The organism is Burkholderia sp. Ac-20365 (assembly GCF_017104715.1).
Classification (GTDB): Bacteria; Pseudomonadota; Gammaproteobacteria; order Burkholderiales; family Burkholderiaceae; genus Paraburkholderia.
Window position 1 is genome coordinate 333,676 of the sequence record NZ_JAAGPI010000005.1, and the last position, 14,608, is coordinate 348,283.

Here is a 14,608-nt window from a genome sequence, read left to right on the forward strand (position 1 = left end):
TGCCGGTTATCTTTTTTATCTGGCAGTAACGTGCTTATCCGCGGCCTACGAAGGGCATGGTGGTCGCCATGATGGTCATGTTCAGAATGTTCGCTTCAAGAGGCAGACTGGCCATGTGCACGATTGCGTCGGCCACGTGCGTCACGTCCATTCTTGCCTCGGGCGCCATGGTTCCGTCTGCTTGCAGGACGCCGCGCGTCATCCGCTCCGTGAGCGACGTGGCTGCGTTGCCGATATCGATCTGGCTACAGGCGATGTTGAAAGCGCGCCCGTCCAGAGCCAACGATCTGGTGATGCCCGTTACGGCATGTTTGGTCGCGGTATAAGCGATCGTATTCGGACGCGGCGAATGTGCAGAGATCGAGCCGTTGTTGATGATCCTTCCGCCCTGAGGCGACTGCGCTTTCATCAGACGCCACGCGGCTCGTGCACACAAAAAGACGCCAGTCAGGTTCGTCGCCACGACGTCGTTCCAGAAGTCGAGGCTGTACTCGTCCAGAGGGACGGCACCTGCATTGCGGCCTGCGTTATTGAAGAGCACATCCAGGCGGCCAAATTCGTGTGCGATCCGGGAAAATGCCTGTTCGACGGAGGCTTCATTCGTGACGTCGGCGGAGAACACACTCGCTGCGCCACCCGCGATGCTGATGCTCTCGCGCGTCTCCAGCAACGGGTCTTCCCTGCGTCCTATCAGCGCTACGGTAAATCCTGCGTTGGCCAAAGCTATCGCGGCAGCACGACCGATGCCGGATCCTGCGCCTGTCACGGCTGCAAACTTTTTCGATGCGGGCATTGCTTCGTCCCCTTCGTTATTGAATTGATCATGGAAGAGAATTGCACTCGTACACCGGCCAGAGCAATCTTGATTCGTTCAATCAACATCAAATAGCGCTACAGAAGGGGATTGGGCCAGGGTTTTCCTGATGCGGCAACGACGTCGCAATCGACCGCGAACACGCGGGGACACACGATGACGCGCTGACGGGAAAGTCGCGTTTCTGTTGATTGATCCAATCAACATTGACCACGCAAGGGTCCGTTTCGTAGTCTGTGTCCGCCTGCCAATTTCAAGGAAAAAGCCATGCCGGAAAGTAACCAGACCAGACTGTTGATCGCGCGACGTGTCCCGCAAGCAGTGGCCGCTCGCGCGGTATCCGAATTTCGCGCCTATGTAACCGAGTCCGATATGGACGCATGGTCCGTCGTCGACTTCTGCAAGAAGCATGAAGTGCCCGCCGTTCTGATCGGCAAGAAGTCGGGATTGCAGGCGGACCATATCGCGGCGCTTCCGCCTACCGTCAGGATCATTGCGAACGCGAGCGCCGGGGTCGATCACATGGACGTGTCATACGCGCGCGACAAAGGGATCGTCGTGACGAATGCGCCTGACGCGTTGACGGAATGCACCGCGGATTTCGCAATGCTGCTCGTGCTGGCAGCCTGCCGTCGTGCATCCGAATACGAAAAGATCATGCGCAGCGGATGGGGCAAGTCATTCGGAATGACCGAGATGCTGGGTACGCGCGTCAACGGTAAGACGCTGGGTATTGTCGGGTTCGGGCGGATCGGGCGTGCGGTCGCGAAACGTGCGCAGGGTTTTGGCATGCGGATCGTCTATACGGACATTCAGCGTGCCGTGCCGTCGTCAGAGAATGGCGCGACGTTCTTCCCGACACTTGAAGAGATGCTGCCGCATTGTCAGGTGCTGTCGCTTCACGTGCCGGGCGGCGGTCTTCCGCTGATGACGGAAAAGGAATTCGGTCTCTTGCCGAAAGGGGCGGTTTTCGTGAACGCGGCGCGTGGCGCGCTGGTGGATGAAGATGCGCTCCACGATGCGCTGACATCCGGACACCTGTTCGGTGCGGGCCTCGATGTGTACCGGAATGAGCCCAATATCGACCCCCGGTTTGCCAGCCTTGAGAACGTGTTTCTTTCGCCGCATATGGCGAGCGCGACGGTGGAGACACGTGATCAGATGGGCTTCACTGCATTGGATAACGTCGCAGCCATTCTTGAGCAGCGGCCGGTATTGAATCCTGTTTGAGCATTAGAAGTAGTAATCGCATCATATGAAAAAGCCCGCTGCAACGCGGGCTTTTCGTTTTCATCGCGCGCGTCTATGACGGACTCAATTCGACACGCAGGATATCCTTGACGATCACGAGGTAGCTGAAGATGGTTATCAGGGCGTTGATGCCGACAAACGCGAGCGCTCCGTTGAACGATCCCGACTGCGCAACCAGATAGCCAATTACGATAGGCGTGACGATGCCCGCCATGTTGCCGAACATATTGAAGATGGAGCCCGAAAGACCGATGGCCTCTTTCGGCGACGTGTCGGCGACGACAGCCCATCCCAATGCGCCGATTCCCTTGCCAAAGAACGCCAGCGACATCAGCGCGACCACGAGCCAGTCCTTGTCGACGTAGTTGCATCCGATGATGCAGGCCGACAGCAGCATGCCGCCGACAATCGGCACCTTCCGCGCAACGGTCAGTGAATGACCATGCCGGATCATCGTGTCTGACAGGACGCCGCCAAGCACGCCACCGAGAAAGCCACAGATTGCGGGCAGCGACGCCACAAGACCCGCTTGCAGGATGGTCATGCCGCGCGCCTGCACGAGGTAGATCGGGAACCAGGTGAGGAAGAAGTAGGTGAGCACGTTGATGCAGAACTGCGCGAGATAGACGCCGAGCAACATCCGGTTGGTCAGCAATTGCCGCATCACAGACGAGCGGGCAACGGCGCTACCCGAAGCTGCCGCAGTCTGGTGCCCATGAATCAGACCGCCGCCTTGCTCGATATGTTCGAGTTCGGACTGATTGACGCGCGGATGACTGGCAGGATTCTTCATCACCTTCAGCCACGTGAACGCCAGCAGGAACCCCGCGACGCCCATCACGATATACACGTGATGCCAGCCAAATGCGTGAGTGAGCCATGCCATCAATGGGGTAAAGATGACGGCCGCGAAATATTGCGCGGCGTTGAAGATGGCCGATGCCGTGCCGCGTTCCTTCGTCGGAAACCAGCTGGCGACGACCTTCGCGTTGGCAGGAAAGGCCGGTGCTTCGGCTGCGCCCATCATGAAGCGCAAGACGAACAATGCGGTGACGGCCGCCGCGCCACTGCCGAGCAAGCCGATCGTACTTTGCAGTAACGTAAAGAGCGACCACAGGAAGATACTCGCCGCATACACGCGACGCGCGCCGAAGCGGTCGAGCAACCATCCCGCCGGTATCTGTGAGAGCACGTAAGCCCAGCTGAATGCCGAGAAGATGTAGCCCATCCGGATGGCGTCGAAGCCGAACTCGGCACGCATCGCCGAGCCGGTGACTGACAGCGTCGCCCGGTCTGCGTAATTGAAGGTGGTGATCGCAAAGATCAGCAACAGGATGACGTAGCGAACGCGCGTGGGTGTCGCGACGTCCGCCGGGTTCGCTGTACGGCTTATCGCCATGATGTCTCCTCGTGAATGCGGTGCGCGAGGGCGCCGGTTGCGGCTTATGCGGCAACCGGCGAATGCTGCCTCGCGTCTCCTCCGCGAACGCTTATTGCGCGCCGAGCTTGCGGATCAATGCGTCGAGCTGCGCGTGCTCTTCTTCAGTCAAGTCAGTAAGCGGCGCGCGCACGGGGCCGGCGTCGCGGCCAACCAGTTTGGCCCCCGCCTTCACGATGCTCACCGCGTAACCCGCACGACGGTTGCGGATGGCCAGATACGGCAGGAAGAATTCGTCGAGCAGCCGGTCGGTGGTGGCGTGATCGTTAGCGGCGATCGCGCGATAGAACTGCATGGCCGTCTTCGGAATGAAGTTGAACACAGCCGAGGAATACACCGGCACGCCGAGAGCCTTGTACGCTGCCGCGTAGACTTCCGCCGTGGGCAGACCGCCGAGATAGGAGAACCGCTCGCCAAGTCGGCGGCGAATCGAAACCATGCTCTCGATGTCGCCCACGCCATCCTTGAAGCCGATCAGATTCGGGCACTTGTCCGCGAGCTGTTCCAGCGTATCGGCGTTGAGCCTGGAATTGGCGCGGTTATAGATGATCACGCCCATGTCCGGAACCGATTTGCACACCTGTTCAGCGTGCAGGGCAATGCCTTCCTGCGACGCTTCCGTCAGATAGTGCGGCATCAGCAGAATGCCGTTTGCGCCCTTGCGCTGTGCCTCCTGTGCGAAGGCAATCGCTGTGCGGGTCGGGCCGCCAGCACCGGCGAGAATAGGCACTTTGCCTTTGCAGACTTCCGTCGCCGTATGGACGACGTTCGAGTACTCGCTATGCGTGAGCGAGAAGAATTCGCCCGTGCCACCCGCGACGAACAATGCCGATGCGCCATAGGGCGCCAGCCATTCGAGGCGCTGCGCGTAAGTGTCGGCGCGGAAGTCGCCGTTTGCGTCGAAGTCGGTAACAGGGAAGGAAAGCAGGCCTTCGGAAACAATCTGCTTGAGCTCTTGCGGTGTCGTCATGATCCGGTCTGTCAGAAGTATGTTGTTAGACATCTAGGTCGAAATCGATGGAGAGATCGTACAACTACGGTCTGCCCGAATCAAACAAAATCCTCGAATTTGCGGCATTTAGAGGGTTAACACGTAGTCGCATGCCGATGTTTTGTTGTACGATGACGTCTAAAGTTGTTTGACGAAATATTGGTGTCGAACCGTTCGAGTTGAAGGCAATGAAACAGTCTCCGCTTTACATTCGTGTGCACCCCGACGACAACGTCGCGATCGTTGTCAATGACGGCGGTCTGGACAGTGGCGCCGTTTTTCCCGACGGCCTGACCCTGTGCGAGCGTGTTCCGCAGGGACACAAGGTTGCGCTTCAGGATCTGGCTGAGGGCGACGCGGTCTTGCGCTACAACGTAGTCATCGGCTATGCGCTCAAGGCGCTCCCGAAGGGCAGCTGGGTGAACGAGCACGTCATCCGGATGCCGACCCCGCCGGCGCTGGACGATCTGCCCATTGCGACGATCAAGGCTCCGGACATGCCGCCGCTCGACGGCTACACGTTCGAGGGCTATCGCAACGCCGATGGTTCAGTCGGCACGCGCAACATCCTGGCGATCACGACAACCGTGCAGTGCGTCGCCGATGTCGTTCAACACGCAGTGACCCGGATCAAGGCTGAGTTGTTGCCGAAGTATCCGAACGTGGACGATGTGGTGAGTCTTGGGCATACGTACGGATGTGGCGTCGCGATCGATGCGCCCGATGCGATGGTGCCCATTCGCACGGTGCGTAACATCAGCCTCAATCCGAACTTCGGCGGCGAAGTGATGATGGTGAGTCTGGGCTGCGAGAAGCTGCAGCCCGAGCGCCTCATGCCGCCGGGCACGATTCCGATCTCGACGGCGACGGAAGAGGTCGCGGATATCGGTGATCTTGCGACGAAGTCGGGCAACGGCGACGTGGTCACGTTGCAGGATGAAGCGCACGTCGGCTTTCAGTCGATGATCGAGTCGATCATGAAGATGGCCGACGGGCATCTGAAGCGGCTCGACAACCGGCGGCGCGAGACCTGTCCCGCGTCCGATCTCGTGATCGGCGTTCAATGCGGCGGCAGCGACGCGTTCTCCGGCCTTACCGCCAACCCTGCAGTGGGTTTCGCAACGGACCTGCTGGTGCGCGCGGGCGCCACGGTGATGTTCTCCGAAGTGACTGAAGTGCGCGACGGCGTCGGGCAACTCACGGCTCGCGCAGCCAATGCCGATGTCGCAGCGGCCATCATCCGCGAGATGCAGTGGTACGACAGTTACCTCAAGCGCGGCGGCGCGGACCGCAGCGCCAACACGACGCCCGGCAACAAGAAGGGCGGCTTGTCGAATATCGTCGAAAAGGCGATGGGTTCGATCATCAAGTCGGGCAATTCACCGATCTCCGGCGTGCTCTCGCCGGGCGAGAAGGCCACGCAAAAAGGCTTGATTTACGCAGCCACGCCTGCGAGCGATTTCATTTGCGGCACGCTGCAGGTCGCTGCCGGGATCAACCTGCATGTGTTCACCACGGGCCGCGGCACGCCTTATAGCCTCGCGGAAGTGCCTGTCATCAAGGTCGCTACGCGCTCGGATCTCGCGCGTCGCTGGTTCGACCTGATGGACATCAACGCAGGCACGATCGCAACGGGCGAAACAACCATCGAAGACGTGGGCTGGGAACTGTTCCACCTGATGCTCGAGGTTGCAAGCGGACGCAAGCAGACCTGCGCCGAAGCGCTGAAACTGCACAACGCTCTGGTTCTTTTCAATCCCGCGCCGGTGACCTGATCGAAAACGCGACGGACTCCGCTGGCAAGCCGAGGGTCACGTCGAGTATCCGGCTAGCTCGCGCTATCGGCCACTATCGCTGTCCGAGCATCAGGTTCAGGTTCTGAACGGCCGCACCTGATGCGCCTTTGCCCAGATTGTCGAAAACCGCGGACAGCAGGACGTGTCCGTGTTCGATGTTAGAAAAGACGCTTAGGCGCATGTCGTTCGTACCGTTCAGCACCTGTGGATCCAGATGTTTCAGGACGCGCGATTCGTGCAGAGGCGTGACATGTACGTGAGCCGCCTCGGCATAGTGACGTGCAAGGCATGCTTGTAGCGTCGCGCCATCCACCCCGGGTGCGAGTAGCCGCAGTTCCAGAGGTACCGTCAGCACGATGCCCTGACGGAACGCGCCATACGCAGGCAGGAAGATGGGACGCTGCGCGAGACCGGCATGCTGCTGGATCTCCGGCGCATGCTTGTGTGCGAGTTCCAGACCATATACCTGGTATGACGGCGCGTTGGCAGCACCAGGCCCCTCATATTCTTCCACGCCAGCACGCCCGCGTCCGGAGTATCCGGAGACGGCGTGAATGCTGATCGGGTAGTTGTCTGGTATCAGTCCCGCCTGCAACAGCGGACGCAGCAAGCCAATTGCACCCGTCGGATAGCAACCGGGATTAGTCACCCGGCGTGCGTTCGCAATGCGCGCAGCCTGTCCTTGGCTCATCTCCGGAAAACCGTATGTCCAGTCCGGCTGTGTGCGGTGGGCTGAACTTGCGTCGATTACGCGGACGGCAGGATTGACGATGGCGTCCACTGCTTCGCGCGCGGCCGCATCGGGCAAACAGAGAATAGCGATATCGCAGGCGTTGATGGCTTCTGCTCGGCGCCGCGAATCCTTGCGTTCGTCCGCGGCGAGCGTGAGCAGTTCAAGGTCGGTCCGGTTGCGCAGCCGTTCGTGGATTTGCAACCCGGTAGTGCCCTGGTCGCCGTCGATGAAAACAACAGGGGAATGCATACAGGAAATACTCCGGTGAACGTGGGTGATAGCGGCTGGAACAGGTCCCTATGTTCCATGCAGCGCTAGAATAGGGAAAGTTGAATTTCACAACCTTGACATTCAGTTTTTCTGAATCTGGACGCTGACATGCGAGAGATAAGCCTCGACCGCTTGCGCACTCTGGTAGCCATTGCCGATCTTGGCTCATTTGCCGATGCGGCACGCGCATTGAATCTGGCGCCGCCAACCGTCAGCCTTCACGTTGCTGAACTCGAAGAGCGCGTTGGGGCGCCACTCCTGTCGCGTAAGCGCGGACAGGTGAGGCCGTCGGCGATCGGAGAGGTACTGGTGGATCGCGCGCGTCGACTGCTCGCGGATGCGGAGCAGGCGTTGCACGATATTCAACGCCAGGTTCAGGGTCTCGAAGGGCGCGTGCGGGTCGGTGCATCGACGGGTGTGATTGCGTACCTGTTGCCGCAAGCGCTGGAGGTGCTGCGCCAGCACCATCCCGCTATCGACATTCAGGTTGCAGTGCTCACTTCGAACGAAGCGCTGGCCCGACTGGCAGACGGAACGTTGGATGTCGGGCTGGTCGCACTACCTCAGCCGCCGGTGGCAGGACTCACGATAAAGCCGTGGCGCCGCGATCCCGTGATGGCCTTCGTGCCGGCGCATTGGCGGTGCCCAAGCCGTGTCACGCCCTCATGGCTCGCCAGCCAGCCTCTCATTCTCAATGACACGACCACACATCTGTCGCGTCTGACAACGGAGTGGTTTGCGGCCGGAGGGCATCACCCCGCGCCGCGCATTCAGCTCAACTACAACGATGCGATCAAGAGTCTGGTAGCGGCGGGTTACGGCGCGGCGCTGCTGCCCCATGAAGCCACTACGCCGTTGCCCGACAAGCGCGTCGCCATGCGACCGCTCCGCCCGGCGTTGTGGCGCCGGCTCGGGATCGCACATCGTGCGGGGTACGTCGAGCGTTCGACGCAGCATGTACTCGACGTGTTGTGGGATCTCCGCTTGACCTGAGAATAGTTATTCGCCAGTCCGGTACGTAACCGGTTTTTCCGGAACACCGACAAACGACGATACAACCATTCGACGCACGCAAAGCTCAAAATTGACAAATGCGATTTATGGATCGAGCGATTCAGTCCGGGCGGGTTCAAATCCCTCGCCTAAATCACTCAACACATGTTTGATCGTACTTTGTACCGATGGGGAAAGGTCAAGAAGTTCGCGAACTGTGGCGTCGGTCATTTCCTCAAGGTCGCTGTCCACAACAAAATCTGTAGCGATGCCCCATTCAAAAGCCTGCACTCCCGGAATCAGGCGCGAGCGCATCAGCATTTCTCGCATTCGTGCACTACCGACTATTTGCAGAGCCTGCGACCATCCAAACGTTCCGCCTGGAAAATCGTCTTTCTTCACCGGAAATCCATATTGGGTCGTCTCAGTGACAATCCGCAGATCACATGCCAGCGCCAGCGCGAAACCCGTCCCAAACCAATGACCTCGATTGGCAGCGACGACAGGCTTGCTGCATCGAAGCGGCGCATTGATGTCCCAGACCAGACGGGCAGGCGGGACGCTTGCAATTTCCGGCTCGCGCTCAGCGTCTTCAAAGCGCGAGAAGTGTTTATCTTCTGCCCGAAGAACGATCACGCGCACTCTTGGGTTGCTATCCAATTGCTCAAACGTTAAACGCAATTCTGCGAATTGCCGGGGAGTCAGGCAATTGGCAGGGGGATAAGCGAGTACGACGTCGGCCCGTGTCTGCTGCTCGTCAACGTGGACATAAAACCCGTCTCGTCTCTCATGCATCAGCGAATATGGATCAACAGAAACGTAGTTCATGGTTCCACTTGTCAGGCGGTAAAAGTGATGTGAGGAATACGTTGCTTGAACTGCAATCAGCGAGCAACGCGGTCCTTCCGATAACTACTTCACGGCTCCTTTGCATGAGTACGTTTGTCGCCGACCAGATCGCTCGTAATCCGCCATGAACTGCTGTCGTCCTGCGCGCGTCGAATACACAAGCGCAATTGAAAAGACAGCTGCAACGACCAGATAGGTCGGGGCAACCAGTCTGTTGCCAGTCCATTCGGTCAGTAAATTAATGGTGAACGGCGCCATACCGCCGAATAGCGTGACGGCCACGTTATACGACAGCGACAGGCCAGTAGCTCCCGATCTGGAGGGAAAGAGGGTCGCCGGCATGTGGACCCGCAAGCACCGTCTGAAAAAGTCCGGCAACCAGCTGCATACAGAGAAGCCTGGGAACGGATGGAGCATCCACGATGAACAGGAACATGGGGAAAGCGCAAAGTGCCCACGCCATAACCACAGGAAAGAAGATTCGATAAGCACCAATCCGATCGGCGAGTAACCCGGCCACGGGAAAAAGAAGTGCGTTCAGCGCCTGAGAAAGAATGACGCCAAGCATTGCCGCAGACATCGGAAGGTTCAGGTGCAATTCGACAAATGCGGGTATATAAATGGCCCAGAGATAGTTCGAGGCGGTGGCAACCGTGACCACACCGATCGCGCACACGACACCGCCGGCATTCAAATGGACGAAGCTGGTCCACTGCTTCCAGACCGATTTATCTTCCGATACTTGCCGATGACGTGTTTGCTCAGCCCGGCTCATCTGCGTCGAATGGTATTTCAGTACCACACCCAACGGGCCAATAATGGAACCGACCAAAAATGGTAATCGCCATCCCCAACTTCTCAACGCCTCATCTGAAAGGCCGGTGACGAGAAAATAGCTGAACGTGGCAGCAAGTACGGCCGACAGCGCCTGTGCCGACATGTTGAAACTGCCGTAGAACATTCGTTTTCCGGGGGGCGCGTTTTCGATGATGATCAGCGATGAAACGCCAAACTGTGCGCCAACGGCAACGCCTTGAAGAATCCGTGCAACGACCATCAGGATCGGGGCGGCAATTCCCGCATCGCTATACGACGGACACATTCCCAGAAGTCCTGTTCCGACTCCCATCAGAATCATCAACACCGAGAGAATCCGGAAGCGGCCGAGCCGGTCGGCGTACAAAGCGAAGATGACGCCGCCCAACGGCCTTGCAACTATGCCGATAGCGAAGGTCGCAAAAGTGAGCGACAACCCGGCAGCTTCGTTATGTACCGGGAAAAAAACACCCGCAATTGTTTTCGAAAGAAATATGTAAGAAAGAAAGTCGAACCACTCAAGGCTACTTCCGACAACAGACAGGATGATGGGGCGCACCCGCACTGAGCCAACCGGCGTCTCTTGCGAGCACGTCATATGTTGAGCAGACTCTCGACGGGTTGACATGACTACCTCTTAACGAGTCCGGTTGCGCCGGCCAGGTACCCCCAGCGTGATTTGTCTCTCCCAATCCTGAAACTCATCCAGTCGACGGTTATAGTTTTTGGTGCTGCGAGCTTCTCAATCGCCTGCTTTCGTACAGTTAACGAATTTCGCATATGGCTGGGGAAAAACAAGCTATTTTTTGTTTTGCTCGCAGTAAACGAAAAGTTTAGTATTAGCCGTGAGCCTGCTGCCCTCATAGCGAGAAGGATTCGATGAGCACAATCCGCTTTCTTCGTACTTTTCTCGCGATCGAGAAATTCGGCTCAATGTCTGCCGCGGCCGACCATGTGCGGCTGACGCAGGCTGCAGTTGGGCAGCAGATGCGCGCGCTCGAAGCCGAGCTTCGGCGACCCTTGTTCGACCGGTCTGGACGAGGAACACGGATGACCGCCGCGGGTCGGGCGTTGGTACCACACGCTCGAAAAATTGTTTCGATTTACGAAGAAATGCTTAGCACGCGGCCCGACACTTCGGAACTGACCGGAACAGTGACGGTCGGGGCAATCGTCTCCGCAACGGGCTTTCTATGCAAGGCCGCATTGAATCTCAAAGACCGACATCCAGCGCTCGAACTGAAGCTTCTTCTTGGGCACGATCTGGACTTGTGTGAACGTGTCAAGGCAGGTGAAGTGGACGCGGCGGTCGTCGAGCAGAGAGAAAACATCAATGACCGGCCGGGTGTCTGGACACCGCTCTATGTCGAACCTCTGATCATGCTGGCCAATAGCAAAGCGGCTTCGCGCAATGCGAGTGCTGAAGGATTGCTGGAATCACAGCCATTCATCCGGTACGACCGTTCAACAGGGATTGGTCGCGAGATAGAACGGATTCTGCAGAAAATGCATATCAAACCAAAGGAGATTCTGGAAGTGAATGCGATAGGGACGATCATGGATCTTGTCCGGCAAAACGTCGGCGTTTCCATTATTCCGCAACTCAAACAGGTCGCATGGGATCGTGAAAAATCGCTGACAGTTCTGCCGCTATTGGGTTCGACCTCGGGACGCGTAATCGGCATCTATGAAAGCCTCAAACAGCCGAAGAATGTCGCTGCAGTGAAGCGGCAGATTCTTCATGAACTTGGTTGAGGCTTGACGTGAAGCTCCGCGTTGTAGCGGCGCTGTGACTGTCATTCGCGTCCTTTGCGCTGCGAAACGTCGCCATCCTTCAGACCGCTACTTCCCTGTTTGGCCGGATCTGACGATACCCTCAACACCGTCCTGAACCCGATGTGAATCGTACCGAGCGTCGGATCCTGAGGCTGTCGCGAGGAAGGCCGGTAGCGCACGCAGAAGTTCGGTGCGCACAGGAACGAGCCGCCTTTGATGACGCGAGCCGGATGACGTTCGTTATCGAAAGGCGCGGACACTCTGACGACAAGCGGGTTCTCGGCTTCCTCGGCAGGATGCCGATCCTTGTAGGCATCTTTCGTCCACTGCCACACGTTGCCCACCGGATCGAGCAACCCATAACCGTTCGCCGGATAACAGCCGACAGGTGCGCTGTCCTTGTGGCCATCGCTCGCTTCGTTATGCGCCGGAAAGTCGCCCTGCCATGTGTTGGCCATGTACCTGCCGTTGACCTTAAATGTATTGCCCCATGGATACGTCTCACTTTCCCTGCCGCCGCGCGCCGCGTATTCGTACTCGGCTTCGGTAGGAAGATCATGGCCAAGCCACTTCGCGTACGCCAGCGCATCGCGATACGTCACCTGCACGACGGGATGATTCGCCTTACCGGTGATGCTGCTCCCTGATCCGTACGGATGCCGCCAGTTTGCGCCGGGCTGGAAGCGCCACCATCGGTAAGATTCCTCGAACTGCTCGGCGCCGTTCGGCCATACGAAGACTACCGAGCCCGGCCGCAGCTGCTCCGCGGGCACGCCGGGAAAATCGGCGGGATCGCGCTGGCGCTCGGCTTCGGTGACGTAGCCGGTCGCCTGGACGAACATCGCGAACTGCGCGTTCGTCACTTCATAAGCGTCGATCAGAAAGCCGTCCAGCTTCACCGGCTGCACGTTGCGCTCTTCCGGATAGCCTTCGGTCGAGCCCATCCGAAAACGGCCCGCCGGAATAGCGATCATGCCCGCGCGATTGGGCACGTCGCCGCGCATTGCGCCGAAGCCGTCGGGCACACCGCGATAAGCTTCGCACAGCGGCTTGTCCGCCGATGCGAACGCAGGCGAGCAGGCCGCCGCGAGCCACAACGCAGCGAGCACGCAGCGATTACTGATTCGTGTCGAGTTCATCTTGATAGTAGTGCGTGCCGTTGCTGTAACCGGGGCGCTCCGCAAGACCGGGAATGTCCTGCACGCCGTTCGCTGTCTGATACTTCTCGTAATCGGCGACGAGTTCCTTCAGCTTCGCCGGGTACTGCGCGGCGAGATCGTGCATTTCGGACCGGTCGACGCTCACGTGATACAGCTCCCAGCGATCCTTGCCCCACGGCTTGTTCGCATACGCTATCTTCCAGTCGCCTTTACGCATCGCGCGTCGGCCGTTCAACTCCCAGCCTTCGACGAACTGCCCGTGAACCTTGGCGCTCTGCCCGGACAGGAAGCCCAGCATCGATGTGCCCTGCATGCGGAACACCGGTCGCCCGTCGTAGCTGCCGTTGGGCGGCGAAACGCCTGCGAGTTGCAGAATGGTTGGCGCCACGTCCGTGACGTGGGCAGGCACACGGCTAATCTGTCCGGCACGTGGAGAGCGCGGCATCACGACGATGTTCGGCACGGCGATGCCGCCCTCGTGTGCGAACGCCTTGTACAGATGTAAGGGCGTCGCGCTGACCTGCGCCCAACCGGGACCGTACTCGACGAACGAGCCCTTGCGTCCGGTGTTAGCGATGCTGTTGTCGGCGTGGCGCCTGATCCAGTCGCGGTCGGCGGCTTCGTCGAGAATGCTGTTGCCGTCCGCGCCGTTGTCCGACATGAAGAAGATCAGCGTGTTGTCGTACTGCCCCGTCTCCTTCAGATGCGCGACGATGCGCCCGATCTGCGCGTCCATCGCCTCGACCATCGCAGCGTAGACGGCCATGCGCTTCGCTTCGATGTGCTGCTGCACAGTCGTCAGCGAGCTCCACTTCGGCCAGGCATCGTTGCCTTCATAGGACTGCATGTCCTTGGGCACGATGCCGAGTGCCTTCATACGCGCGAGACGCTGTGCGCGGATCACGTCATAGCCGGCGTCATACTTGCCCTCGTATTTCGCGATGTATTCGTCGGGAGCCTGCAGCGGCCAGTGCGGCGCGGTGTACGCGACATAGGCGAAGAACGGCTTGCCGTCGTCCTTGTTGCTGTCGATGAAGGACAGCATCTTGTCCGTATAGAAGACGGTCGAATAGAAGTTGTCCGGCAGATCGACAAGCTTGCCGTTCTCGCGGTACATCGCCTTCGGCGTCTTGTCGGGGTCGGTCGTGATGATGCCCGTCTGGTCGAAGTGGCTTGCGCCACCTTGCACCATCGCATACGACTGTTCGAAGCCGCGTTGCGCGGGGCTGTACTCCTCCGTCAGCCCCAGATGCCACTTGCCCACCATGTAGGTGTGATAGCCCGCGTTCTGGAGCAGGGTTGGGAATGTGACCACCGAATGCGTCAGATAGCCTTCGTAGCCGGCCGCGCTGCGCTGCTTGGGTGTCAGCAGTTCGGCCATGCCGCCCAGCCCGACGCGATGATTGTCGACGCCCGACATCAGCATCGCACGTGTCGGCGAGCAGAACGGCGATGCATAGAAGTCGGTCATGCGCAGACCTTCTTTTGCGAGGCGGTCGAGATTCGGCGTATTGATCTCACCGCCGAACGCGCCGATATCCGAATAGCCGAGATCGTCCGCGACGATCAGCAGGACGTTCGGTCGCCTGTCGGCGCCGTGTGCGCCGGACGTCGCGAGCATTGTCCATGCGATCGCGCATGCGCTGATGAAGTGCTTCATCGTGTCTCCTTCAATGTCTTTTTAATCTGAAGCGTCGAAGCTCAAGTCTCTTCGTCTTCAC

General features: G+C 59.0%; 12 protein-coding genes. 4 read left to right on the top strand and 8 right to left on the bottom strand.

Annotated features, from left to right (window positions below; all coding sequences use genetic code 11):
- Window positions 1–34: 34 nt before the first annotated feature.
- Window positions 35–793: an SDR family oxidoreductase gene (locus tag G3O01_RS12625; protein ID WP_205804999.1), complete on the bottom strand. Its 759-nt coding sequence runs from the start codon at window positions 791–793 to the stop codon at window positions 35–37.
- A 288-nt stretch (window positions 794–1,081) separates the two neighbouring features.
- Between G3O01_RS12625 and G3O01_RS12630 the strand changes: the two genes are divergently transcribed.
- Complete coding sequence (locus G3O01_RS12630; protein ID WP_205805000.1) at window positions 1,082–2,044, top strand: D-glycerate dehydrogenase; 963 nt, start codon at window positions 1,082–1,084, stop codon at window positions 2,042–2,044.
- A 73-nt stretch (window positions 2,045–2,117) separates the two neighbouring features.
- On the opposite strand, the gene G3O01_RS12635 is transcribed toward G3O01_RS12630, so the two are convergent.
- On the bottom strand, window positions 2,118–3,464 hold the full coding sequence (locus G3O01_RS12635) for an MFS transporter (RefSeq protein WP_205805001.1): 1,347 nt from the start codon (window positions 3,462–3,464) through the stop codon (window positions 2,118–2,120).
- 91 nt (window positions 3,465–3,555) lie between these two features.
- Window positions 3,556–4,473, bottom strand: a complete 918-nt coding sequence (gene kdgD, locus G3O01_RS12640; protein ID WP_205805002.1) for a 5-dehydro-4-deoxyglucarate dehydratase — start codon at window positions 4,471–4,473, stop codon at window positions 3,556–3,558.
- A 209-nt stretch (window positions 4,474–4,682) separates the two neighbouring features.
- On the opposite strand from kdgD, the gene garD reads away from it, so the two are divergent.
- Window positions 4,683–6,269 carry a galactarate dehydratase gene (gene garD / locus G3O01_RS12645; protein ID WP_205805003.1) on the top strand — a complete coding sequence of 529 codons (1,587 nt, stop codon included), beginning with the start codon at window positions 4,683–4,685 and terminating at the stop codon, window positions 6,267–6,269.
- 73 nt (window positions 6,270–6,342) lie between these two features.
- On the opposite strand, the gene argC is transcribed toward garD, so the two are convergent.
- Window positions 6,343–7,272 (bottom strand): N-acetyl-gamma-glutamyl-phosphate reductase, encoded by a 930-nt coding sequence (gene argC, locus G3O01_RS12650; protein WP_205805005.1) that lies wholly within the window; start codon window positions 7,270–7,272, stop codon window positions 6,343–6,345.
- A 129-nt stretch (window positions 7,273–7,401) separates the two neighbouring features.
- Between argC and G3O01_RS12655 the strand changes: the two genes are divergently transcribed.
- The gene (locus G3O01_RS12655; protein ID WP_205805007.1) at window positions 7,402–8,286 is read left to right on the top strand and encodes a LysR family transcriptional regulator; all 885 of its coding nucleotides are present in this window, start codon (window positions 7,402–7,404) and stop codon (window positions 8,284–8,286) included.
- Window positions 8,287–8,391: 105 nt separating this feature from the next.
- Here the strand turns inward: G3O01_RS12655 and G3O01_RS12660 are convergent, their stop codons facing one another.
- On the bottom strand, window positions 8,392–9,114 hold the full coding sequence (locus tag G3O01_RS12660; protein ID WP_205805009.1) for an enoyl-CoA hydratase/isomerase family protein: 723 nt from the start codon (window positions 9,112–9,114) through the stop codon (window positions 8,392–8,394).
- Window positions 9,115–9,418: 304 nt separating this feature from the next.
- The gene (locus G3O01_RS12665; protein WP_205805012.1) at window positions 9,419–10,579 is read right to left on the bottom strand and encodes an MFS transporter; all 1,161 of its coding nucleotides are present in this window, start codon (window positions 10,577–10,579) and stop codon (window positions 9,419–9,421) included.
- Window positions 10,580–10,830: 251 nt separating this feature from the next.
- Here G3O01_RS12665 and G3O01_RS12670 point away from each other — a divergent pair, with 251 nt between their 5' ends.
- Complete coding sequence (locus G3O01_RS12670) at window positions 10,831–11,706, top strand: LysR family transcriptional regulator (protein ID WP_205805015.1); 876 nt, start codon at window positions 10,831–10,833, stop codon at window positions 11,704–11,706.
- A gap of 41 nt (window positions 11,707–11,747) precedes the next feature.
- On the opposite strand, the gene G3O01_RS12675 is transcribed toward G3O01_RS12670, so the two are convergent.
- On the bottom strand, window positions 11,748–12,866 hold the full coding sequence (locus G3O01_RS12675) for a formylglycine-generating enzyme family protein (RefSeq protein WP_205805019.1): 1,119 nt from the start codon (window positions 12,864–12,866) through the stop codon (window positions 11,748–11,750).
- The gene (locus tag G3O01_RS12680) at window positions 12,844–14,547 is read right to left on the bottom strand and encodes an arylsulfatase (protein WP_205805022.1); all 1,704 of its coding nucleotides are present in this window, start codon (window positions 14,545–14,547) and stop codon (window positions 12,844–12,846) included. Before G3O01_RS12680 ends, G3O01_RS12675 begins: the two co-directional genes overlap by 23 nt.
- Between the last annotated feature and the right edge of the window lie 61 nt (window positions 14,548–14,608).

Coding starts and splice junctions, on each gene's coding strand:
- G3O01_RS12680 (WP_205805022.1), bottom strand. CDS start 14,547: ATGAAGCACTTCATCAGCGCATGCGCGATCGCATGGACAATGCTCGCG.
- G3O01_RS12635 (WP_205805001.1), bottom strand. CDS start 3,464: ATGGCGATAAGCCGTACAGCGAACCCGGCGGACGTCGCGACACCCACG.
- G3O01_RS12660 (WP_205805009.1), bottom strand. CDS start 9,114: ATGAACTACGTTTCTGTTGATCCATATTCGCTGATGCATGAGAGACGA.
- argC (WP_205805005.1), bottom strand. CDS start 7,272: ATGCATTCCCCTGTTGTTTTCATCGACGGCGACCAGGGCACTACCGGG.
- G3O01_RS12655 (WP_205805007.1), top strand. CDS start 7,402: ATGCGAGAGATAAGCCTCGACCGCTTGCGCACTCTGGTAGCCATTGCC.
- G3O01_RS12630 (WP_205805000.1), top strand. CDS start 1,082: ATGCCGGAAAGTAACCAGACCAGACTGTTGATCGCGCGACGTGTCCCG.
- G3O01_RS12665 (WP_205805012.1), bottom strand. CDS start 10,579: ATGTCAACCCGTCGAGAGTCTGCTCAACATATGACGTGCTCGCAAGAG.
- G3O01_RS12675 (WP_205805019.1), bottom strand. CDS start 12,866: ATGAACTCGACACGAATCAGTAATCGCTGCGTGCTCGCTGCGTTGTGG.
- kdgD (WP_205805002.1), bottom strand. CDS start 4,473: ATGACGACACCGCAAGAGCTCAAGCAGATTGTTTCCGAAGGCCTGCTT.
- G3O01_RS12625 (WP_205804999.1), bottom strand. CDS start 793: ATGCCCGCATCGAAAAAGTTTGCAGCCGTGACAGGCGCAGGATCCGGC.
- garD (WP_205805003.1), top strand. CDS start 4,683: ATGAAACAGTCTCCGCTTTACATTCGTGTGCACCCCGACGACAACGTC.
- G3O01_RS12670 (WP_205805015.1), top strand. CDS start 10,831: ATGAGCACAATCCGCTTTCTTCGTACTTTTCTCGCGATCGAGAAATTC.